This is a genomic window from Metasolibacillus sp. (assembly GCF_025291715.1).
Lineage (GTDB): Bacteria > Bacillota > Bacilli > Bacillales_A > Planococcaceae > Metasolibacillus > Metasolibacillus louembei.
In genome coordinates, this window is sequence record NZ_JAMBIZ010000006.1 from 101,603 (window position 1) to 123,794 (window position 22,192).

The 22,192-nt window shown below is 38.1% G+C and carries 22 protein-coding genes and 1 other annotated feature; of the genes, 14 read left to right on the plus strand and 8 right to left on the minus strand.

What is annotated here, in order from left to right; all coding sequences use genetic code 11:
• The first annotated feature begins 96 nt into the window (after positions 1-96).
• The 3 genes from phnC to M3Z76_RS06375 are packed head-to-tail and all read left to right on the plus strand — an operon-like array spanning position 97 to position 2,534.
• The gene (gene phnC / locus M3Z76_RS06365; protein WP_293921918.1) at positions 97-885 is read left to right on the plus strand and encodes a phosphonate ABC transporter ATP-binding protein; all 789 of its coding nucleotides are present in this window, start codon (positions 97-99) and stop codon (positions 883-885) included.
• Between the two features lie 18 nt (positions 886-903).
• The gene (locus M3Z76_RS06370; RefSeq protein WP_293921711.1) at positions 904-1,692 is read left to right on the plus strand and encodes a PhnE/PtxC family ABC transporter permease; all 789 of its coding nucleotides are present in this window, start codon (positions 904-906) and stop codon (positions 1,690-1,692) included.
• Positions 1,692-2,534: a PhnE/PtxC family ABC transporter permease gene (locus M3Z76_RS06375; RefSeq protein WP_293921710.1), complete on the plus strand. Its 843-nt coding sequence runs from the start codon at positions 1,692-1,694 to the stop codon at positions 2,532-2,534. Before M3Z76_RS06370 ends, M3Z76_RS06375 begins: the two co-directional genes overlap by 1 nt.
• A 161-nt stretch (positions 2,535-2,695) precedes the next feature.
• Here M3Z76_RS06375 and M3Z76_RS06380 read toward each other — a convergent pair whose 3' ends face one another.
• The 6 genes from M3Z76_RS06380 to M3Z76_RS06405 all read right to left on the minus strand — a co-directional run bounded on the left by M3Z76_RS06380 (position 2,696) and on the right by M3Z76_RS06405 (position 7,213).
• Positions 2,696-2,950: a hypothetical protein gene (locus tag M3Z76_RS06380; protein WP_293921708.1), complete on the minus strand. Its 255-nt coding sequence runs from the start codon at positions 2,948-2,950 to the stop codon at positions 2,696-2,698.
• Between the two features lie 115 nt (positions 2,951-3,065).
• A complete protein-coding gene (locus M3Z76_RS06385) occupies positions 3,066-3,227 on the minus strand; it encodes a hypothetical protein (protein WP_293921706.1) in 162 nt (53 codons plus the stop codon).
• A 30-nt stretch (positions 3,228-3,257) separates the two neighbouring features.
• Positions 3,258-4,070, minus strand: a complete 813-nt coding sequence (locus tag M3Z76_RS06390; protein WP_293921705.1) for an ABC transporter ATP-binding protein — start codon at positions 4,068-4,070, stop codon at positions 3,258-3,260.
• The gene (locus M3Z76_RS06395; protein WP_293921703.1) at positions 4,070-5,101 is read right to left on the minus strand and encodes a FecCD family ABC transporter permease; all 1,032 of its coding nucleotides are present in this window, start codon (positions 5,099-5,101) and stop codon (positions 4,070-4,072) included. Before M3Z76_RS06395 ends, M3Z76_RS06390 begins: the two co-directional genes overlap by 1 nt.
• The gene (locus tag M3Z76_RS06400) at positions 5,098-6,093 is read right to left on the minus strand and encodes a FecCD family ABC transporter permease (RefSeq protein WP_483310146.1); all 996 of its coding nucleotides are present in this window, start codon (positions 6,091-6,093) and stop codon (positions 5,098-5,100) included. Before M3Z76_RS06400 ends, M3Z76_RS06395 begins: the two co-directional genes overlap by 4 nt.
• 40 nt (positions 6,094-6,133) lie before the next feature.
• On the minus strand, positions 6,134-7,213 hold the full coding sequence (locus tag M3Z76_RS06405; RefSeq protein WP_293921699.1) for an iron-siderophore ABC transporter substrate-binding protein: 1,080 nt from the start codon (positions 7,211-7,213) through the stop codon (positions 6,134-6,136).
• 223 nt (positions 7,214-7,436) lie between these two features.
• Here M3Z76_RS06405 and M3Z76_RS06410 point away from each other — a divergent pair, with 223 nt between their 5' ends.
• A complete protein-coding gene (locus M3Z76_RS06410) occupies positions 7,437-10,109 on the plus strand; it encodes an ATP-binding protein (RefSeq protein WP_293921697.1) in 2,673 nt (890 codons plus the stop codon).
• Between the two features lies 1 nt (position 10,110).
• The gene (locus tag M3Z76_RS06415; RefSeq protein WP_293921695.1) at positions 10,111-10,947 is read left to right on the plus strand and encodes a CheR family methyltransferase; all 837 of its coding nucleotides are present in this window, start codon (positions 10,111-10,113) and stop codon (positions 10,945-10,947) included.
• Between the two features lie 65 nt (positions 10,948-11,012).
• On the opposite strand, the gene M3Z76_RS06420 is transcribed toward M3Z76_RS06415, so the two are convergent.
• Positions 11,013-12,203, minus strand: coding sequence for a fused response regulator/phosphatase (locus M3Z76_RS06420; RefSeq protein WP_293921693.1), 1,191 nt, complete (start codon positions 12,201-12,203; stop codon positions 11,013-11,015).
• A 225-nt stretch (positions 12,204-12,428) separates the two neighbouring features.
• Between M3Z76_RS06420 and M3Z76_RS06425 the strand changes: the two genes are divergently transcribed.
• The 9 genes from M3Z76_RS06425 to M3Z76_RS06465 all read left to right on the plus strand — a co-directional run bounded on the left by M3Z76_RS06425 (position 12,429) and on the right by M3Z76_RS06465 (position 21,280).
• The gene (locus M3Z76_RS06425; RefSeq protein WP_293921915.1) at positions 12,429-13,127 is read left to right on the plus strand and encodes a DUF2268 domain-containing putative Zn-dependent protease; all 699 of its coding nucleotides are present in this window, start codon (positions 12,429-12,431) and stop codon (positions 13,125-13,127) included.
• A complete protein-coding gene (locus M3Z76_RS06430) occupies positions 13,124-13,579 on the plus strand; it encodes a fructose-2,6-bisphosphatase (protein WP_293921690.1) in 456 nt (151 codons plus the stop codon). Before M3Z76_RS06425 ends, M3Z76_RS06430 begins: the two co-directional genes overlap by 4 nt.
• 49 nt (positions 13,580-13,628) lie before the next feature.
• Positions 13,629-13,877 (plus strand) — a binding site (T-box leader).
• Between the two features lie 98 nt (positions 13,878-13,975).
• A complete protein-coding gene (gene metG, locus M3Z76_RS06435; RefSeq protein WP_293921689.1) occupies positions 13,976-15,616 on the plus strand; it encodes a methionine--tRNA ligase in 1,641 nt (546 codons plus the stop codon).
• A gap of 235 nt (positions 15,617-15,851) precedes the next feature.
• Positions 15,852-16,913, plus strand: a complete 1,062-nt coding sequence (gene rsgA, locus M3Z76_RS06440; protein ID WP_293921687.1) for a ribosome small subunit-dependent GTPase A — start codon at positions 15,852-15,854, stop codon at positions 16,911-16,913.
• A gap of 283 nt (positions 16,914-17,196) precedes the next feature.
• The gene (locus M3Z76_RS06445) at positions 17,197-18,810 is read left to right on the plus strand and encodes a glutathione ABC transporter substrate-binding protein (protein ID WP_293921685.1); all 1,614 of its coding nucleotides are present in this window, start codon (positions 17,197-17,199) and stop codon (positions 18,808-18,810) included.
• A 99-nt stretch (positions 18,811-18,909) separates the two neighbouring features.
• Positions 18,910-19,413, plus strand: coding sequence for a DNA-deoxyinosine glycosylase (locus M3Z76_RS06450; protein ID WP_483310147.1), 504 nt, complete (start codon positions 18,910-18,912; stop codon positions 19,411-19,413).
• A gap of 189 nt (positions 19,414-19,602) precedes the next feature.
• Positions 19,603-20,073 (plus strand): DinB family protein, encoded by a 471-nt coding sequence (locus M3Z76_RS06455; RefSeq protein ID WP_293921681.1) that lies wholly within the window; start codon positions 19,603-19,605, stop codon positions 20,071-20,073.
• Between the two features lie 18 nt (positions 20,074-20,091).
• Positions 20,092-20,604: a methylated-DNA--[protein]-cysteine S-methyltransferase gene (locus M3Z76_RS06460; RefSeq protein ID WP_293921680.1), complete on the plus strand. Its 513-nt coding sequence runs from the start codon at positions 20,092-20,094 to the stop codon at positions 20,602-20,604.
• Between the two features lie 103 nt (positions 20,605-20,707).
• A complete protein-coding gene (locus M3Z76_RS06465) occupies positions 20,708-21,280 on the plus strand; it encodes a tetratricopeptide repeat protein (protein ID WP_293921678.1) in 573 nt (190 codons plus the stop codon).
• Between the two features lie 123 nt (positions 21,281-21,403).
• Here the strand turns inward: M3Z76_RS06465 and M3Z76_RS06470 are convergent, their stop codons facing one another.
• Positions 21,404-22,171 carry a TSUP family transporter gene (locus M3Z76_RS06470; RefSeq protein ID WP_293921676.1) on the minus strand — a complete coding sequence of 256 codons (768 nt, stop codon included), beginning with the start codon at positions 22,169-22,171 and terminating at the stop codon, positions 21,404-21,406.
• Between the last annotated feature and the right edge of the window lie 21 nt (positions 22,172-22,192).

Consider the following 22,192-nt stretch of genomic DNA (forward strand, 5'->3'; position numbering starts at 1 on the left):
GTCTGAAAAGCTTTTTAGACGCCCTTTTATCGAAAATAGAAAGGGAGAGCATTGATGTCAACAATTACGTTAGAGCGTCCAATAAAGCAAGCGATGATGAAAGAAGCACCTATTGCTACCGAGACAGTATTAGAATTGCGCAATATAGCGAAAAGCTATGATATGAAAACACTGATTATTCAAGATATTGATTTGCAGTTAAAGCAAGGTGAATTTGTATCGATTATTGGTCCATCAGGCGCAGGGAAATCAACATTGCTACGTTGCATTAATCGCATGATTGAGCCAACGAGTGGGGACATCCTTTTTGATGGAATGAATATTACGCAATTAAATAAAGCATCATTACGCAAACAGCGTACCAAAATTGGCATGGTGTTTCAGCATTATAATTTAGTTTCGCGTCTAACTGTATTTGAAAATGTATTGCATGGTCGCTTTGGTTATAAATCGACATTGCAAGGTATTTTAGGCCTGTATACAGAGGAAGAAAAAATGCTTGCATTGTCCATTTTAGAAAAGCTTGGTATGAAGGAGCATGTTTATAAGCGCTGCGACCAGTTAAGCGGTGGACAAAAACAGCGTGTTGGTATTGCGCGAGCGCTAGTACAGCAACCGAAATTGCTATTATGTGATGAGCCGATTGCATCGCTTGATCCAAACTCCTCAAAGGTCATTATGGATCATTTAAAGGAAATTTCTCAATCGATGGGCATTACAGTGCTTGTAAATTTACACCAAGTAGATGTAGCGTTGAAATATTCGGATCGTATCATTGGTTTAAATCGCGGCTCGAAATTGTTTGACGATCTACCAAAACGCTTAAGCCAAATGGATATTCACGCAATTTACGGCGCAGAAGTCGATGAACTTATTTTTGAATAGGGTTAGGCGGAGGAAACAATGACAACACGCAATTTTTTAAGAATGAAAAAATGGAAGATGACAGGCATTATTATGTTGTTATTAGTAATCACATATGGCTCTTCGATGGTAACAAATTTTAATATATGGCAAGGTGTAAAATCTGTGTCAGGAACGATTACATGGATTATGACTAATTTAATACCGGATGCAGAGGCGATGGCAAATTTACCGAAAGTGTTATCCCGCTTATGGGAAACGATTGTTTTATCAGTCATCGCATCGACAACTGCTGCGGTTTTTGCTTTCTTTTTTGCTATCTTCGGCTCTAAAACGACACAACTGAATCGTCCTTTAGCCTTTTGTACGCGTTTAATTGCTTCAATTTTTCGTAATATTCCTGTTGTAGCATGGGCGCTAGTGCTTGTTATTTCATTTGGTCATAATGTCGTGACAGGCTATTTCGCTCTTTTTATTTCAACATTTGGGACGTTAGTGCGGATGTTTGTAGAAACGATTGATGAAGCAAGCGCAGATGGGGTTGAGGCTTTGAATGCGACAGGTGCTACGTATTTTCAAATGGTTTTTAAAGGTGTTTTACCAGATACAATGCCTCAAATGCTTAGCTGGCTCTTTTATATGATTGAAACGAATATACGCAGTGCCACATTGATTGGTTTATTAACAGGAACGGGCATAGGTTATTTATTCGACCTACACTATAAGCGATTAGACTATGGCATGCTTGGATTAATTACATTATCCATTATTGTTATTGTCATCGCGATTGAGTTTACATCGAATAAAGTAAGGAGGATGATTTTATAATGACACAAGCATCTTTGCTGCAAGGCATTCATATGAAAAATGGCAAAATTAAAACACGCACATTGACAAAGGCGACTGTTACTGTGCGAGCTGTCATTATATTTTTATCGATCTTTACATTCGTCGGTCCTTTTTTATTAAAGTATGCAGCGATTGATTGGCCAACAGCGATTGTCTATACATTAGATAATTTAAAGATGATGTTTTTACAGCCTGCCTTTAATCAAATTACGTTTAGTACAGCAATAACGCAAATTTTAATTACCCTCTCCTTAGCTTTTTTGGCAACGATACTGGGGGCAGTTCTGTCCTTTTTCTTAGCGATTAGCACAGCAAAAAATTTAGCACCCGCAAGTCTATCCAATGCAATCATTGCATTTAATTCGGTCATTCGTGCAGTACCGACAGTGCTTTGGGTATTAATTTTTGCTATTGTCGCAGGACTTGGTGCTGTAGCGGCAGTACTTGGGATGATGTTGCATACAATGGCTTATTTAACGAAGGCTTATGCGGAGTCCTTTGAGGAAATTGAGGAGGGTACAATTGAGGCATTGCGCGCAGCTGGTGCCAATTGGTGGCATATTATTTTCCATTGCGTTGTGCCACAATCAGCTTCTTATCTCGTATCATGGACGTTTTTACGCTTTGAAACGAACTATGGTGTTGCGATTGCGATGGGAGCAGCGGCAGCAGCAGGGGGAATTGGCTTTGAGCTCTTTATGTCCTCAAGCTTCTATTATGACTTACATGAGGTCGGTATGATTACGTATTGTGCGCTAATTGTAGCGATTGTGCTAGAAGTAATGGCATTGCAAATAAAAAAGTATTTGACGACACATTAATACGAAAAAAGTGAAACCAGATCGATACGGTTTCACTTTTTTGGCCCTAAAATAATGATTCGCACATAAACGGAGAAGTTTCGCACGCAAGGAATCAAAATTCGAACATTATACGATACTTTTTGCACGTGAGTAGCTAAATTTCGCACATAAAGTGTGTTTTACCAAAAGAACAGTGATGCTAAAGCAATACCTGCGATGGCACCAATTGCGATACCGTAACCAAAGCCAGGGCGTGGTCCCCAGCCCCAATAGCCTAGGCGATAGCCACCGAATCCTCGATCAGGCTCCAGCCAAACCATTTTGCGATCGACATTTGTAATGCGTCCTACGTGTACACGCCCGTCTGTGTCTGTAATGCGAACTCTTTTCCCTTGATACTGACAGCATAAATCATACATTTCTGCTCTACCCATATTTGTCCCTCCTTTTCCCATGTCATACACCTTAATATATGTAGGGAAAATTGATAGACATAAGTTAGTTGACTATGTAAAATCCCAATATAAAAGCTTTGGCTAGCCAAAGCTTTTAATTACTACTCGTATATTTATTATCACCGACTAAATAATTTGCATCCTCACTAGCTTTATGAGAAGAAGGGTGGTTTTTTAATCGTTGATTGCGCTTCTCCACATAAATGCCTAGCCCTATGATGAAAGACAATAAAGAAAAGACAAATGCATAAAACATAGTAGTCCCCCTTTAGTTTCCTATTTTCATTTAGTATATGGCATTTTCAGAATGATAGCGACCAATAGGAACGATTAACGGTGTTTTGGAAACTGGATCTTCGATAACTGTGCTTTCTAAATCAAAGGTTTCCTTGATCAGTTCGCTAGTCACAATCTCCTTTGGTACACCCTCTGCAAGCAAGCGCCCATTTTTTAAAGCAAATAGGTAGTCTGCATAGCGGGCGGATAAGTTAATATCATGTAGCACCATAACAATTGTCGTTCCATATTTTAAGTTTAACTCTGTTAATAAATCTAAAATTTCCACTTGGTACGTAATATCTAAAAATGTTGTTGGTTCGTCTAAAAATAAAATATCGGTTTGCTGTGCTAAAGCCATCGCAATCCATACGCGTTGACGCTGACCACCTGATAATTCATCAATATTGCGGTCAGCGAATTCTGTAATTTTCATCATTTCTAAAGCCTCAGCAACAGCCTCATAATCTTGCTTTGACCAGCCTTTAAACAATGTTTGATGAGGAAAGCGTCCACGCCCCACTAAATCAGCCACTGTAATCCCTTCTGGTACGACAGGGGATTGTGGTAAAAGCCCTAATACGCGTGCTAATTGCTTTGGCGGCATTTGATGAATCGACTTACCATCAAGTACAGCTTGCCCGTCTGTTGGCTTAATCAAGCGCGCCATTGTTTTTAACAATGTGGATTTACCACAGCCATTTGCCCCAATAATAATGCTTATTTTATTGCTAGGAATCGCGATGCTAACATCTTCTAAAATGGTTTTATGCTCATAGCCTGATGTGATATGTTCAGCTAGAAGTGTATGTGTTGCTTTCATTATATATCTCCCTTTCGATTGATTCGAATTAACAAGTAAATCAAGTAAGGTGCACCGATGATGCCAGTAATAACACCTACAGGATATCTAGCTGTAAATGCGAATTGACCTATTAAGTCTGCCGCTAATACTAAAATAACACCAATTAAACCAGCTGGCAGTATATTTGAAAAACCAACACCTGCAATTCTTTTCGCAATTGGTCCTGCAAGGAACGAAACAAAGGCAATTGGCCCTGTCGTAGCTGTAGCAAGTGCAATCACTAATACGGAGCAAACAATTAAAATAATGCGTGTTTTATTCGTGTTCACACCAAGCGAAGTAGCTGCATGTTCACCAAGCTCTAGCATTTCTAAACGGTTACTGTAAACGAACAAAATCGGTGTAAACACAATCACAACAAATATTAATGGATAGAGCGTTTCCATTTTTGCGCCGTTTAAGCTCCCACTTAGCCATCTCATAGCAGATGGGATATCATGTGTATTACCAATAATCATTAAATAGGAGATAAAGGCGTTTAGCATCGCTTGAATACCAATACCGATTAAAATTAATCGACCAATGGCAAAAGAAGAGCTTTTAGATAAGACATAAATAATAAGTACTGTAGCTAGCCCACCAACAATGGAAGCAAAGGATACAATAATATTACTTGCCTGTAAAACAATGATACAAAATACTGCAGCAGCACTAGAGCCTGCTGTAATACCAATGACATTGGGATTCGCTAAAGGATTGCGCAACATCGTTTGGAAAATATAGCCCCCAACGCCAAATGCAAAGCCTGTAAATACGGCGGCTAGCATTCGTGGTAATCGAATTGTGCTGACAGCAAAGGAGGCCCCTTGTACATCTTCACCTAAAAGAACACGCACTACATCACGAACAGGATAAATCGTATTCCCAAGCATTAGCATCGCACCACAAAGCAGTAGTGAAATAGCAATGAGCACAGAAGTGGTAATGACAAAGCGTCTTTTTCTTTGCTGTCGGCCTTTCATTATGGATTTCAATGTTTCATTCATCATAACGCACGCATTTTCGCTTTCATCGTAATTATAATTAAGATAGGAGCGCCAATAAAGGCTGTTAAAATACCTACCTCCAGCTCACCAGGACTGCCAAGAAGTCGACCACAAACATCTGAAAATGTCAGAATAATGGCTCCTGTTAAGGCGGACATTGGGATAATTAAGCGTATATCTGGTCCAATCATCAGGCGGACAACATGAGTAGCTAATAGGCCGATAAAACCAATAGGTCCCGCTAATGCTGTAGCAGCACCACATAAAAGAACGCCGCCTAGTGCGGCAAACATCCGCAATGTACCAGTGCGGACACCTAAGCCTGTTGCAACCTCATCTCCCAGCGCTAAAGCATTTAAGGCAGGGGCCGTGAAGAGGGCAATTAATCCACCAACAATGAGAAATGGAATGAATAACTGAATAGCATCCCAAGTGCTTGCACCAACACTTCCTACTTGCCAAAAGCGGAATTGATCCATGACATTGGAGCGTGGAATCATTACTGCGACAACTAATGAAGATAAAATGGCACTTGTCGCAGCTCCTGCAAGGACAAGCTTTAATGGCGTAGCCCCACTTGCTCCCATTGAGCCTATACCAAAAACAAAAACAGCAGTAAGCATTGCACCTGCTATTGCTAACCATATGTATTGGTTTGCTGAACTAATATTTAAAAAAGCAATACCACAAACGACAAAAAGGGATGCCCCCATGTTGACCCCTAAAATACTTGGGTCTGCAATTGGGTTGCGTGTAACGGATTGCATCAGCGCTCCTGAAACCCCTAGTGCTGCCCCACACATTAAACTGAAAATTGTTCGTACGATTCGTTGTCGCACAACATTGGCTTCGTGGGACTCGACATCAGGATGGAATAATCCATCCATCAGTCCAGTCAAGCCAATTGTACGAGAACCGAAGAGAAGTGAAGCGACGATACAAATTGCAAGTAAAATAATCAGGATGATTAAAATTTTACCTAAATGCTTCGGCATAAATAACTTCTTATTTTCGGTAGCTTGTAACTTATTCATATTATTTTACATTTTTTGCTGCAGCTGAAATTAATGATACGTACTCATCAATTGTATAAGCAATTGATAATGGGCTAGGCGTACCAGCAGCAGCAAGTGGTGTGCCATCACCAACAACGACAACATTACCTTGTTGAATTGCTGGCACTTTTCCTAAGATTGGGTCAGCCTGTAATGTAGCTAATGTTGAGTCATCACCATACACAACGAAAATTTCTGTATCAACCAAAGCGTCTGCGTTTTCAGAGCTTAATTCAAGGTAGAAGCTACTCGCATCTGTTACTAAGCTTTGAAGACCTGCTGGGAATTCCATACCTAATTCTTCTAAGAATCCACCGCGTGGATCACCAGGTGTGTAAACATAGAATTTTGATAAATCATTCATCATAAACATAGCAAATGCTGCTTTTTTTCCTTTAAATTCAGGGTGTTCATTCACTTTATCTTGAATTAATTTTTCAGTATCAGCAAGTAATTGCTTTCCTTCTTCTTCCATTCCCATACCTTTAGAGTTTAGGAGAATTTGGTCTTGCCAAGAAGTTACCCAAGGAATGTCCTTATATGCAACTACAGGTGCAATTTGGCTTAATGTGTCGTAGTCCTCTTGGGTGATACCAGAGTATGCAGCAAGAATTACGTCTGGATTAGAATCAGCAATTGCTTCAAAATCTAAACCATCTGTATCTTGATAAATATTTGGACTTTCTTCACCAAGCTCTTTTATTTTTTCAGCAGTCCAAGGAAGCATTAGTTCTCCATCTTGCACACCATAATTTGCTGCTGAGAAACCTACAGGTACAACACCAAGTGCTAATGCTACATCATGGTTAGCCCATGCAATTGTTGCCACACGCTCAGGTTTTTTGTCAATTACTGTTTCCCCAAAGGCATGTTGAATTGTAATCGGGTATTGTTGCTCACCTGCTGAAGTCTCTTTATTTGTGTCTTCAGTTTTATCATTTGTAGCTTGTTCTTCTTTTTTTGGCTCTTCCTCTTTTGATGAATCAGAGCATGCTGCTAAAGCAAAAACAGCTAATGCCATAAGCATTAAGAAAAACAAGGAATTTTTTACTTTTTTCATTTGAATAACCTCACTAAAGTTTGATTGATTGATAATGAGAATCTTTATCACTCGTTAAAATCATACTATGATTTTAATAAAAGTCAATATTTTTTTCTGTGAGCAATCCTATCTTGTAAATGTATCTGTCACATGACATATTGTCTGTTAATGTAGAATTATACATAGTACAATAAATTAGTAGCTGGATTTTTTGAAAAGAATATTTAGAAAGAGGATTTATATGAAATGGATATATAAGCCGGGGATACGCTTTAAAATTACAATTGGGTATGTTGTAATTATTGTTTGTTTAATTGCTTCTGTTTTTCTTTTAAATTACCAGGTGAAATCATTACAAACTGAGAGAAACTATTTACTCAATTATAATTCTCAAATGCGTACGGATTCTAGTCGTATTGAAAAACATGTACTTAATATGCATATTGCATTACACAACTATGCAATTACAGGTGATATGCGTGAATTAACTATATATGAAAGCAATGCAGAAAAATGGCAGCAATCATATTATGAGCTAACAAAATTAATGAATCAAGAACAGCAATATTTAGAATATTTACAACAAATTCAAGAAGATATTAATACGTGGGTAGAAACAGTTGGAAATCCTGTGATTGTCTTGAAGCAAAATAATGATACAGAGGCAATTACTGCCCTACTTATACAACGTCGTAGTACAACACTTATAGATGAGATACAAGCTGAATTCACGACTTTTCGTGATAAGGTCAATATGTCTATTCAAGAAAAGGCTATGACTTTAGATGAACAAAATCGTGTTTTGACAGGAGCATTATTTGCTTTTTTGGGATTTATTTCACTGATTTCCATCTTGTTGGCTAATACAATTTCACGCCGTATTGTGAATACTGTATTAGAGGTGAAGGAAAGCATTCAAGAAATTATTATATCTAAAAATAAATTAAGTAAACGTATACAGGTTAATACGAATGATGAAATTTATGATTTAGCTAATACGACAAATCAACTTTTAGATATGCTTGATGAGCGAGCTACATTGCAGGAGAATATTGCAGATATTGTCTTGACTTATCAAGGTATTAATAGGATTCATCAACTGGCGGAGGTTTTTTTAAGGGAAGTGGCACAGCGGACGAATTCCTCCTTTGGGGCATTTTATGTACAAGAGGTAGCTAATAAAGATACATACTTCGTGAAGAAGGCAGGCTACGCTACAATGGATATAGGTCGTGAACGCTTTAAAAAAGGAGAGGGGATTATTGGACAATGTGCAATTAATCAGCAAATTGTTCATTATTCACAGTTGCCAGAGGACTATCAAGTGATTAGTACAGCAATTGGTGAGATGAAGCTGACATCTATAATGATTTTACCAATTTTATTGGAGGGTGAAACGATTGCCGTTGTGGAATTTGGTGCTATAGCTAATTACTCTGTATATGAACAGCAATTAATGAGGCAGCTTGTCGAGAACTTTGGGCTGACAATTAAGATGGTGTTGAGCCGTATGGAAGTTGAACAATTATTAAGTGAATCTCAAAGTATGACAGAGGAGCTTCAAGCACAGTCAGAGGAATTACAAACACAGTCTGAAGAGCTAAGAATGCAAACAGAGGAATTGACAACAATCAATGACCAGCTAGAAACACGTTCAAAGGAAGCCGAACAGTCTAAGCAAGAATTAGAAAAGGTAGCAGAGGAGCTAAGGGTAAGCTCAAATTATAAATCTGAGTTTTTAGCAAATATGTCACATGAATTGCGGACACCATTGAATAGCATTTTAATTTTATCTGAAATGCTTGCTGAAAACACCTCATTATCTGAAGAGGAGCAGGAATATGCGCAAATTATTCATTCTTCAGGCGAAGATTTATTAAAGCTGATCAATGATATCCTTGATCTATCGAAGGTGGAGGCAGGAAAGCTTGATATTATCTTTAGTGAAATGGTGCTGAGTGATGTTCCTTATCACATTGAAAAGACCTTTTTACCATTAGCAACACAAAAACAAATAGCCTTTGATGTGCAAATCGTACAAAATGAAGCACCTATTTTTTATACAGATATTTTACGCTTCCAGCAAATTTTAAAAAATCTGCTGTCAAATGCTTTGAAATTTACGAATGAAGGCTCTGTAAATGTGGTTATTAGCCAGATACCTGAAACAGAGATAACAGCCGAAATGCAGCATTTGAGCACATACTGGTTAAAAGTAGCAGTGATTGATACAGGAATTGGTATTCCGCCGGATAAGCAGCAAATGATTTTCGAAACATTCCAGCAAGCAGATGGTGCAACAGTAAGGAAATTTGGCGGCACAGGCTTAGGCTTGTCCATTAGCAAGCAATTTGCACAGTTATTAGGTGGCTGGATTACGTTGGAGAGCAAGGAAGGCAAGGGGAGTACTTTCACATTATATGTGCCAAGTGTGCCAAGTGGTTTGCCAAAGCATGCACCCGTTATTGAAGAAATAAAGCAACCTATAGAAGAGGAGATACCGATTCTTACACATATGGATGATAGTATTTTGCATGGCAAAAAGATTTTGGTGGTTGATGACGATCGTCGAAATGTTTATGCATTAAAGCAGGCACTTGAAGCAAAAGGAATGCGCGTTATCAGTGCAACAAATGGCATTGAATGTATAGAGCTTCTAGAAACTATGCCTAACATTGACGTGGTGTTAATGGATATTATGATGCCAAGCATGGATGGCTATGAAACGATGTCTATTATTCGTCATACGATGCAATTAACACAATTACCGATTATTGCTCTGACAGCAAAAGCGATGAAAAATGACCGTGATAAGGCAATTGCAGCAGGAGCATCTGACTATATTAGCAAGCCTTTGGATTTAGAACAGTTATTTTCAGTATTGAATGTGTGGCTAATTAAAGAGGAGGAATAGCATGGGGTCACGTGGTCGCAAAACAGAATATGAGCTCCTTGAGCTAGATATTTTACTAGAAACTATTTACAGAATTTCTTCCTATGATTTTAGACAATATAATCGTGCTTCGATTTTAAGGCGCGTGTATAACCGCATGAATTTTGATGGCATTGCAACGATTACACGTGTGACTGAAAAAATTCTGCATGAGCAAGACTTTTTGGAGACATTGCTCAATGATTTTTCTATTAGTGTGACAGAAATGTTTCGCAATCCTCCTTTCTTTTATGCGTTGCGACGCGAAGTATTGCCAAAGCTTCGTCATTTATCAGAAATTCGTATTTGGCATGCAGGCTGCGCAACAGGGGAAGAAGTGTTTTCAATGGCCATTCTCTTGAAAGAGGAGGGGCTTATCGAGAAATCTATTATTTATGCTACAGATATGAATGAGGAAACTTTGGAAAAAGCAAAACGCGGTGCATTCCCGATTAAACGTATGCAAGATTATACAAAAAATTATATTTTAGCTGGTGGTACGGACGCCTTTGCTGAATATTATCGAACAGATTCGCGCTATGCTTATTTTCATTCGAGCTTGCTTGAAAAGATTATTTTTGCTCAGCATAATTTAGTGACAGATCAATCCTTTAATGAATTTCATTTAATTTTATGTAGAAATGTACTCATTTATTTTACACCTGAGCTTCAAACAAAGGTCCACGCATTGTTATATGAAAGTCTAGGAAAAGAAGGCTTTTTATGTTTAGGTGATAAAGAGACATTGAAATTCGAAGAGGTCGTGACACATTATAATGAATTTATAGAAGATGCACGTATTTACCAAAAAATTAATTAAAATAAAGAGGGGAGGGGTGGAATAAAGCCATTTCACCCCTCCTCTTTTGTTATATGTTAGCCCGTCTACATCAAAGATTTCTCAGCATGATATTGCTGTACATGCTCTGTGTGTGATAAAGAAGTCTGTGTATTGGACTGTAGTAACACGACACAAATATCATCCGTTTGATGTGCTAATTGCTCTGCCTCTAGTAAATTGCTAATTGGACATTTTTTCTTGTCCCATATATGTGAAGCAATAGCTTGAAGGCTTTCCTCTGCCTTGATTTCACATGTATCCATCGCCTCCAATACGCCATCCGTATACATAACAAGCTGAATGCTATCTTGATAATGAAGCGTTTGTGTGATAATCTCTATTTCATCAAAAATGCCCACAGCGCAGCATCCTTTGTTTAATGCAACAGTTTCTTTTCCATCTAGTAGGGCATAGCCTGCTGGATGACCTGCATTGACATATTGAACGATTTGTTGCTCTGTATCAATTACTAAATAAATAGCTGTAAAATAGTATAAAATACTACTTTTATCCTCTTGTAAGAGTAGCATATATCGATTCAGCTCTTTTATAACAAGCTCAGGTTCAACGAGCGTGCGTATTGCTTCCCTGAGCACAGAGGAAATGTACATGCAAACAAGTGATGCGGAAATACCATGACCCATCATGTCAAATAATATAACAGCATAACGCGTTTCACTAATGGCATACCAATAATACATATCTCCTGCCAAATTTGAGGAAGGAGAATAAGAAACATCGATATATAAATTTTGTTGTTCAAGCTTTTTGCTTAGCAGGCTTTGTTGTACACGTGCAGCTAGGTCAAGCTCCTGTTTTAGCTGTTTTTCTTTCTCAGTATGCCAATCAAGCTCATTTTTTAAGCGTAATGCGGCATGTATACGTGCAAGTAACTCTACTTTATTAATAGGCTTTGTCACATAATCAATGCCACCTGCCTCAAATGCTTCAGATAGCTTTTCTTTATCCTCCAATGCTGTTACGAAAATAACTTGGATATCTTTAAATTTATCATTTTGTTTAATACGACGACATGCTTCGATTCCATCTATTTCAGGCATCATAATATCAAGTAAAATTAAATCAATTTTATTTCTGGCAGGTTTTGCTTCTAAATATGAAAATAAGTCATAGGCAGAGCCTAAAGAAACATAATCTATATAACCGCCACTTTTTAAAATTTTTTCGATAACAAAAAGATTCATTGGATTATCATCTACAAGAAGAATTGTCATATGGAATACATCCTATTCTATGAATTTGTCTGTATTATTATATAGAAAAATGCAAATTTATGATATTATTTGCATTTTTCGATTCTAGATAAAAAAAGGAGGAGTAGTATAGGCATTATAGAGACTAGGGAAATACTAAAGAAGCTAGTAAGACACTGCAAAAATAAAGGAGTAAATGAATTAGCAGAAATTCATTGTGATGTGCTATGTACACCATTGCAAAAAGTGTTTCCATGGGCATCTAAAGAAGCAATTCAATATGAATTATTATGTAATGGTTTATTTCAGCCATTTGAGTGGCAATGTGCAGGGCGATTATTGCAACACGAGGAAATATGGTCAATTGTTGAGCAAGAGTATGAACGTTTGCGTGCTTTATGGCAGGGACCTGATGTAGAAATTTATATTTTGCCGATTACAGCAGGTACACCAAATAAAAATGGCATTGCCTATCCAAACGGACTTTTTTTATTTGTATCAGAGATGCTACATGTAGAAGAATTAAGAGCATTGCTAGCGCATGAATACAACCATATTTGTCGCTTGCATTATGTAAAGCGTGAGCCTAGTCAATTAGCATTGCAGGATTCGTTGGTGATGGAGGGGCTTGCAGAATGTGCTGTAGAGGAATTATATGGAATGCAGTGGCTGTCTCCATGGACAAGGCGCTATACAGTGGAGCAAATTCAGCCAATTTGGACAGAGCATTTTCTTCCTTCATTACAGTTAATCAATGTAGAAAAGCATCAGCCTTTTTTATTCGGAAATTATGAGAAATTACCTAGTTGGATTGGCTACTGTATTGGGTATAGAATAGTAAAGTCTTTTCAACAAGCAAATAGCTTCACATCGATGCAGCTATTGCACATGCCAACGGAAGTAATCGTTGAAGGCTCAATCTTACAAAAGGAGGGCTCATCATGAAAAAATGGCTATGGATTAGCGTTTTAGCTTTCGCTTTTTTAATAGGATGTTCACCAGAAAGTTCAGCAAAAGGAAAGCAAACTATTACAGTTTATGAATCAGACGCAAATGCGGAGTATGTAATTCCACGCGAGGTAAACTACAAAAAAGGCACAGAGGAAGCCTTAATTCATTTTATTTTTGATGAAGTAGTTGTTGAGAAAGTTAAGTTAATTGATTATCAAATAGAGGACGGTACGCTCGTATTAAATTTAGATGATGGTGTAAGACTTGTACAAGGGTCGGCTGGAGGTCAAATGTTTATGGGATCACTTGCAGAATCCTATTTCAAAAATTTCCCTGATGTTCAAGAAATCGTGTTGTTGCATAATGGTTTGTCAAAGGAGCAGCTAGATCACGTTTTTATTGGACAACCAATCACACGCGAGCAGTCATTTCAAAAACCTAAATAGACACTTGTGTTCCATTACATTTAGATGTATGATATTTAACAACTTGAAATGAAAAGCGTTGAAGAGGAAAGTACAGTAGGGAATCACTTGATAGAGAGCTTCTGATGGTGGAAATGAAGCGAGTAAGCCTAGTGGAAAATGGCCTCGGAGCTGCGTACCGAACAATAAAGTAGGCTACGACGAGAAGGGCACTCGTTATAACAGCAGCAGTATCTCGCATGCGACGTACTGATGGAGGCAAATAGTGTGAGCTATTTGTAAATATAGGTGGTACCACGTTAATTTAGGCGTCCTAATCTTTTTAGATTAGGACGCTTTTTTATTTTGAAGTGAAGTTTTCGAGCTAGCTTGAAAAACTATGGACACAATTAATTGATTTTAAAGGAGGATTTCAGCATGGCAATTGTTATTGGGGGAGCTTGGCCATATGCCAATGGTTCATTGCATTTAGGACATATTGCAGCATTATTACCAGGAGATATTTTAGCGCGTTATTACCGTCAAAAGGGTGAGCATGTCTTATATGTGTCAGGAAGTGATTGTAACGGTACGCCGATTTCCATTCGCGCAAGTCAAGAAAATACAACTGTCGCAGCAATTGCAGACCATTATCACAGGGAGTTTGAAGAAAGCTTTACGAAGTTAGGTTTTTCGTATGATTTATACACAAGAACAGATGCACGACACCATCATCAAGCAGTGCAGCAGCTATTTTTACAGCTACTTGAAAAGGGCCATTTATATAGCAAAAAAGTGGAGCAGGCATATTGTGAAACAGACAAGCAATTTTTACCTGACCGCTTTGTAGAAGGTATTTGCCCGAATTGCGGTGCAAAGGCGAGGGGAGATCAATGTGACAACTGTTCAGCCATTTTAGACCCACTTAATTTATTGGAAAAGCGCTGTAAAATTTGTAGCAATGAGCCTGTCATTAAAGAAACAGAGCATTTATATTTTGCCTTTAGTAAATTTCAAAAAGAGTTAGAGCAATTTGTTGCACAGGCGAAGCAGGAGAAGCGCTGGCGCGATAATGCGATTGCTTTAACGACCCGCTATTTAGCAGAAGGTGTGCCAGATCGTGCAGTGACCCGCGATTTACCAAATGGTATTGCAGTACCGATTGATGGCTTTCGTGATAAAAAGATTTATGTATGGATTGAAGCTGTTGCAGGCTATTTAACGGCAAGCATAGAGTGGGCACAGCAGCATGGAGAAGAACTAAAGGATTGGTGGAATGAGGAAACGATATCCTATTATATTCACGGCAAAGACAACATCCCGTTTCATAGTGTTATTTGGCCCGCTATTTTGATGGGGTTGAATAATCCATCATTGCCAACACATATTATTTCAAATGAATATTTGACATTGGAGAAAAGAAAGCTATCGACAAGTCAAAATTGGGCAGTATGGGTTCCTTATATGATTGAAAAATATGATGCAGATTCAATCCGTTACTTTTTAACGGTTAATGCACCTGAAAATCGCGATGCAGACTTTTCATGGCGAGAATTTATTTACAGTCATAATGGGGAATTGCTTGGTGCATATGGCAATTTCGTTAACCGCACATTAAAATTTATCGAAAAATCATTTGAAGGCATTGTGCCAAATAGGAAAATAGATGAAGCAATTCGTCAGCAAACTGTTAGGCTTTATGAAAGTGTGGGCACGCTTATTGAAAAAGGTCATTTCAAGGAGGCGTTAGAGCAAGTTTTCTATTATATACGGGGGGCAAATCGTTATTTTGATGAGCAGCAGCCGTGGCTACAAGTGAAAGAAAACGTGGAGGCAGGGAAACAAACATTAGCAACATGCACATATATCATTGCGAACTTAGCGCAGCTATTGCAGCCGTTTTTGCCATTTTCTGCAGAGAAAATTCGCACAATGCTGCAGCTCGAAACGATTGAATGGCAGGAGCAAATTGCCCAGCCAACGCATTTACAAGCGATTACACCTTTATTTGATCGCATTGATATAGCACAAATTGAAGAGGAATATAATACATTAATTTCAAATAAAGTTGACTTGTAGAAAATATTCAGTTATAGTTGATTTACAAATTATCGGAAGTAGGTGATGTGACATGATGAATACGATTGCGATTGACAAACTGCCATTCAGCTTGTTCACTTTCACACGCCTACAGTGTACGTTTTGACGTATGCTTGTTTAGCTTTGTAAAAAAGATCCTATGTGTGTAAAAGTCTTGAACTGCTGAAATGGCAGCTCAGGACTTTTTTTATATACACTTTAGGAGGAATTTACATTGAATTTAGGATTAACAGCATTTTTTAGTGAGCAAATCGAACAGCTAGAGGATAAATATAAAAAATACGTGCCAGCACGTGTGGTGTTGGAGCATAAGCATTCATATCGCGTTATAAGTGAGCATGGAGAGTGGCTAGCGACGATAGCGGGGAATTTTGCATATAACGCTTTTGCGCGCGAGGATTATCCAGCAGTAGGGGACTGGGTGTTAGTTGAGCAAATGCCTGGAGAGGAAAAGGCGATTATTCATAAGCTATTACAGCGTAAGTCAGTATTTTCACGCAAAGTGGCAGGTTTAGAAATTGAAGAGCAAATTGTTGCAGCAAATGTTGATATTGTACTCTTAGTAATGAGCTTAAATGAGGATTTTAATATTCGCAGACTAGAGCGTTATTTAGTGGCAGCATGGGATTCTGGTGCAACGCCTGTTATTGTTTTAACAAAGGCGGATTTATGCGATGATGTGGCATATTATGTGTCAGAGGTGGAAGGTATCGCATTTGGTGTAGAAGTAATTGTGACGAGCGTAGTGACGCGGACTGGCTTTGAGCGATTAAGCGAGCTGTTCCCAGCAGGTGTGACAGGAGCGTTACTAGGATCTTCTGGTGCGGGGAAATCTACTTTAACGAATGCCCTTTTAGGAACAGCACATATGAAAGTTTCTAGCATTCGAGAAGACGATGCCAAAGGGCGTCATACGACAACACATCGCGAGCTAGTAGCACTTGATTCAGGTGGCTGTTTAATTGACACACCAGGTATGCGCGAGCTACAGCTTTGGAATCAATCAGATAGCCTTGCTGCAAGCTTCCAAGATATTGAACAGTTAATGGAGCAATGCCGCTTTAGAGATTGTACGCATAAAGGAGAGCCGCATTGCGCTGTACAAAAAGCGATTGATGGGGGAGTACTGGAATCAGCACGTCTCCAAAGCTATTTCAAGCTACAACGTGAGCTAGCCTATATTGAGCGCAAAACTGATGCGCAGGCAAAGCAGGCTGAGCAGCGCAAATGGAAGCAAATTTCTAAAGGGATGAAATCGAACAAAAAATATAAGTAATATTTTTTTATCTGCCAGAATCGTTGATTGAAAGAATTGAATTTTTACAAACAATTAGCCTTCACCTCATATTTTGAGGTGGAGGTCTTGTGTAATTTATGGATAAATATGTATGGTTGTGTTTATTTATAAAAGTAATGAATTGTACGCTACTACTCCTATAGTGTCAATTATTTAATTCAATTTATATATTATGAATAAGGGTTGATTTTTGTAGAAAATTCAGATAATATTTAAAAAAGATAATTCTCTGAAAAAGAGATGATAAAGGGAGGATTTGCGAATGAAGAGTAATAAACTATGGCTAGTGCTTTTAATATCGGCACTTATCGTTGTTCTTGCCGCATGCGGTAGCGATGATAAAGGGAAAGAGACAGATAAAGAAGGCGATACAGCAAGCAATGACAATCAAAATACAGAAACAGTAACTGGTGGAAATCTAGTTTTAGAAGTATTATCAGAGGCTGTTGAGCTTGACCCACACGGTTCAAATGACGTGCCGTCTAACAACGTACAAGCAAATATTTATGAAACTTTAGTAGTACGTAATTTTGACACAGGTGAAATCGAGCCATTATTAGCAGAATCATGGGAACAAATTGATGATTTAACATTACAATTAAAATTACGTCAAGACGTTAAATTCCATGACGGAACACCTTTCAATGCAGAAGCTGTAAAAATTAACTTAGACCGTTTATTAGACCCAGTAGTAGCATCACCACGTGCTTCAAACTTTGAGCCTATCGAATCGGTTACAGTTGTAGATGAATATACAGTAGATATTAAGACAAAAGCACCTTATGGGCCGCTATTAGCGGTATTAACACATGCCGGTGGCTACATGATTAGCCCAGCGGTGATTGCAAAAGATTATGAAGAAGCGGGTGACGATGCTTCAAAGCTTCGCGCTTATGTAAATGCCAACCCAGTTGGTACAGGCTTCTTAAAATATGATGCATGGGTTCCAGGACAAGAAATTCGTTTAGTGAAAAATGAAGAGTATTGGGGCGAGAAAGTAGCATATGATTCAGCAGTATTTAAAACAGTACCTGAAAGCGCAACACGTGCAGCTGACTTAGAAGTAGGTAACGCACATATTATTGATCCAGTACAACCAACAGAAGTAGCAATGGTAGAAAACTTTGCAACAGTAAATGAGCAACCATCGATGTCTATCGCGTACATCGGCTTTAACGCACAAAAAGCTCCATTCGATAACGAAAAAGTGCGCCTAGCAATTTCTAAAGCAATCGATCGCGAAGAAATTTTACAAGGTGTTTATGATGGCTTTGGTGTAGCTGCTAAAGGTCCATTATCACCAATGATTTGGGGCCAAAGCGACGATATTGTACCACAGGACTACAATATTGAAGAAGCAAAAGCATTACTTGCAGAAGCTGGATATCCAGATGGCTTCAAAACAGCAATTTGGACAAATGACAATCCACAACGTCAACAAATTGCGATTGTTTTACAAGAAAAATTAAAGCAATTAAATATTGATGTTAGCATTGAAGTAATGGAGTGGGGCGCATATTTAGAGAAAACGGGTGCTGGCGACCATGAGATGTTCATCTTAGGCTGGTCTGCATCAACAGGTGATGCGGATGGTGCATTATATCCACTATTCCACACATCTGATATTGGTAACAACAACCGTACTCGTTTCTCAAATGCTGAAGTAGACAAATTATTGGATGCAGCACGTGTTGAAACAGATAGTGATACACGTTTAGGCTACTATAAAGAAATTCAAACGCTTCTTAACGAGAAAGCACCAGCGGCGTTTTTACACCACCAAGCTTATTTAACAGGTGTAAGCAAAAAAGTAACGGACTTTACAGTTGATCCAACAGGTATTTACAAAATTCAACATGTGAAATTAACCGAATAATCCTGTTATAGACAAAGCCGATTTCGGCTTTGTCTATAAATATTTTCTGCATTATATAAATGATTGGTATACTAAATGTACAAACAAAAGTAGGTGAGAATTGTGCGACAAAATAGTTTACCACCCATTATTGATGAAAATACGAAAGTGCTGATTGTTGGGTCAATGCCAAGCGTACAATCATTAGAGAAACAACAATACTATGGCAATGCTCGTAATCATTTTTGGCCAATTATTGCTGTACTTGTAGATGAGGAAATGCCCGACGATTATGCACAGCGTGTTGCTCTGTTGAAAAAGAACGGAATTGGCTTGTGGGATTCGATTCAATCATGTGAACGGCAAGGGAGCTTAGATACCAATATTCGCAACGAGGTAGCAAATGATTTCACATGGCTATTTCGAGAATATCCTCACATAAAAGCAGTGCTATTTAATGGAGCGAAAGCCTTTAATGTATTTAAAAAGCATATAGGATTGGATATATTAGATGGACGGGATTATCATAAAATGCCATCGACAAGCCCAATACCAGGGAAAAATATTAAAACATTTGAGCAAAAAATAGAAGCTTGGCATGTTATGAAACAATATATTGTATAGTTTAGCAAACTGTTTGAAATTTGCTGTTTTTTTGATTATGCTGTAATAAAGTGAAGCTTCAAATAATAGAATTTACCTCTATTGTTTGTTAGTGGAAAGAATCGAGGAGTTCACATTACATAGTTACTTTTTCTGTGCAAATTTTTAATATTTTGCCAGATGAAATGAAGATTGAAAGGGGATTTTTTTGTGTATCGTACAATAGAGGATTTTTCAAAAGATTGGCATGTCTCTTCAAAAGGAACGCTCAATGTATTCAAAGCGATTACAGATGAAAAAATGGGCCAACCCATTGTAGCAGGTCACAATACACTAGGTTGGTTAGCGTGGCATTTAGTTGGAGTAGCCGGTGCATTTGGACACTTTGCGGGCTTACAAATACCTGCTCCTGGACCAGATATGGAGATGCCTAATAATATGGCAGATATTGTTGAAGCATATGAGGCAGTTATTGACGCATACCAAAAGGAAATCGCTACATTGTCTGATGAACAGCTGACAGAGGAGGTAGCTGCATTTGGTGGCTCCATGCAACGTGGTGCTCTGTTTAGAGTACTAATCGACCATCAAACACATCACCGTGGTCAAATGACAGTATTATTACGTCAAGCAGGCTTAACTGTGCCACCAGTAATGGGACCAACTGCTGAAATGAGCTAACATAATGGGGGTATTCAAATGTCTAAAAAAATCTATTGGGCAAATTTCTGCTATGAAAATATACAATTCGTGATTGCGGCAACAGAACAGGGCTTATGTTACACAGGCTCATTCCATGAAAATGAAGAAGAATTGCTTGTTTGGGCGAAAAAGCGTTATAAAGATAGCGAAGTAAGAGAAGATGAGCGTAAATTAAAGCTTTACACAGAGCAATTTATCGAATATTTTCAGGGGCAAAGAAAGCAATTTGATTTTGCAATAGATTATAAGGGTACCCCTTTCCAAGAAAGTGTGTGGCAGGAATTACAAAAAATTCCTTATGGAGAAGTCTGTACATATTCAGACATTGCTAGTCGTATCGGAAACCCGAAGGCAGTACGAGCTGTAGGCGGAGCAATTGGAGCAAATCCAGTAATTATCGTGATACCATGTCATCGAGTTATTGGGAAAGATGGCTCTTTAACAGGATTTAGCTCAGGTATGGAGCTGAAAAAAGCTTTATTGGCAGTTGAGGGAAAACTATACGTATAGCAAAATAATGTTAATTAAGATGGCGCTTTTCACAAATATTTAGATAAAAGTAATGGATTATTCAACAATTGTAGCATTATAGAAAGCTAAGGAGAGGGTTTTCGTGCTAATAAACGACTTTGATCAAAGGTTCCAAGAGGTTAGGCAGTTAATTTTTATTGATGAGAATGATTTTTTACGTGAAAAATGTCCAGACACAGACAAATTATACGCTGCTCTCCGTTTAGGTGATGCTCTTTTACTGCAACCAACGATAGAAAATGATTTAAAGTATAAAACATATCGTAAAGTTGGTTATTTAAATAGACTAGTAGGATGTATCGCAACATCGTTATATTACTTAAAGGAGGCGCTAGATTATTTTGAGCCAAAGGGCGGGGAAGAGTATGTGCTAACGCTTATTAATTACGGAGAAACAATCAAGCATACGAAAGAATATGAAAAATCACTACATATATTTGAACAAGTATTAACATATTGCAATGAACATAATTTACCACAGTTTGAGGATAGCGTATGGCAGTTTAAAGGGAAATGTTATTTAGAGCAGGGCGATGTAGCAAGTGCAGAGCGCTGTTTTTATAAGGCATATACAATCCGTAAAAAGCGCAATGATAAAAAAATGCTTATTCCATCTGAAAATGCCTTGAAATATATCGGCAAAATTAAGCGTTAAAAGGCAGCCTGACAAGTAGTTAAATGAGCTATTTGCTAGGCTGTCTTTTATTATAATTTAGCCTCTGACGAATGAGGCATGTTCGCAAAAATCTGGACGCAATTATACGAAGAGTCAATTGAATTATTTAAAGAAATCATAAGTATTTTTAGCTAATAATGTAATCGTTACAATGATAAATAATATGCGTACATAGCCGCTTCCACGTTTAATAGCATATTTTGAACCACATATAGCTCCTGCAATTTGTGCTGCTCCCATAATAAGACCATATGCATAATTCACTTGTCCAAGTGACATAAACATCAACAATCCGCCAATGTTGCTCCCAAAGTTTAAAAACTTTGCATTGCCTGCTGCTTTTAAAAAATCAAAGCCAATGATAAGAAAGGCAAAAATTAAAAATGAGCCTGTTCCAGGGCCTAAAAAGCCATCGTAAAAGCCGATAGCAAATAATACAAACAAAAAGGCAATAAGCTTTTTAGTCGATAAGCTTTTATAGGTAGATAGCTGTCCCCAATCCTTTTTGAAAATTGTATAAACTGCTACAGCAGCTAGCATGACCAGCATTAATGGCTTTAAAATTTCTGGGTTGATTAAATGAACAACCCATGCTCCGAGCATTGAGCCGAAAAATGATAAAGGAAACCATTTATAAACAGATTTCATATCGAGCTTTCCAGAACGATAAAAGGTAATCGTACTAGTCAGAGAACCTAAGGAACCTGCAAGCTTATTAGTTGCAACAGCAGAAGCAGGGCTCATTCCTGTAAAAAGCAATGCAGGCAGTGTAATAAGGCCACCCCCACCAACAACAGAGTCAACGAATGCGGCTAAAAAGCCGAAGAAAATTAAAATAATAATTAGTGAAATATCTAAATCAAAGGGCATTGTTCAACCTTCTTTCTATTG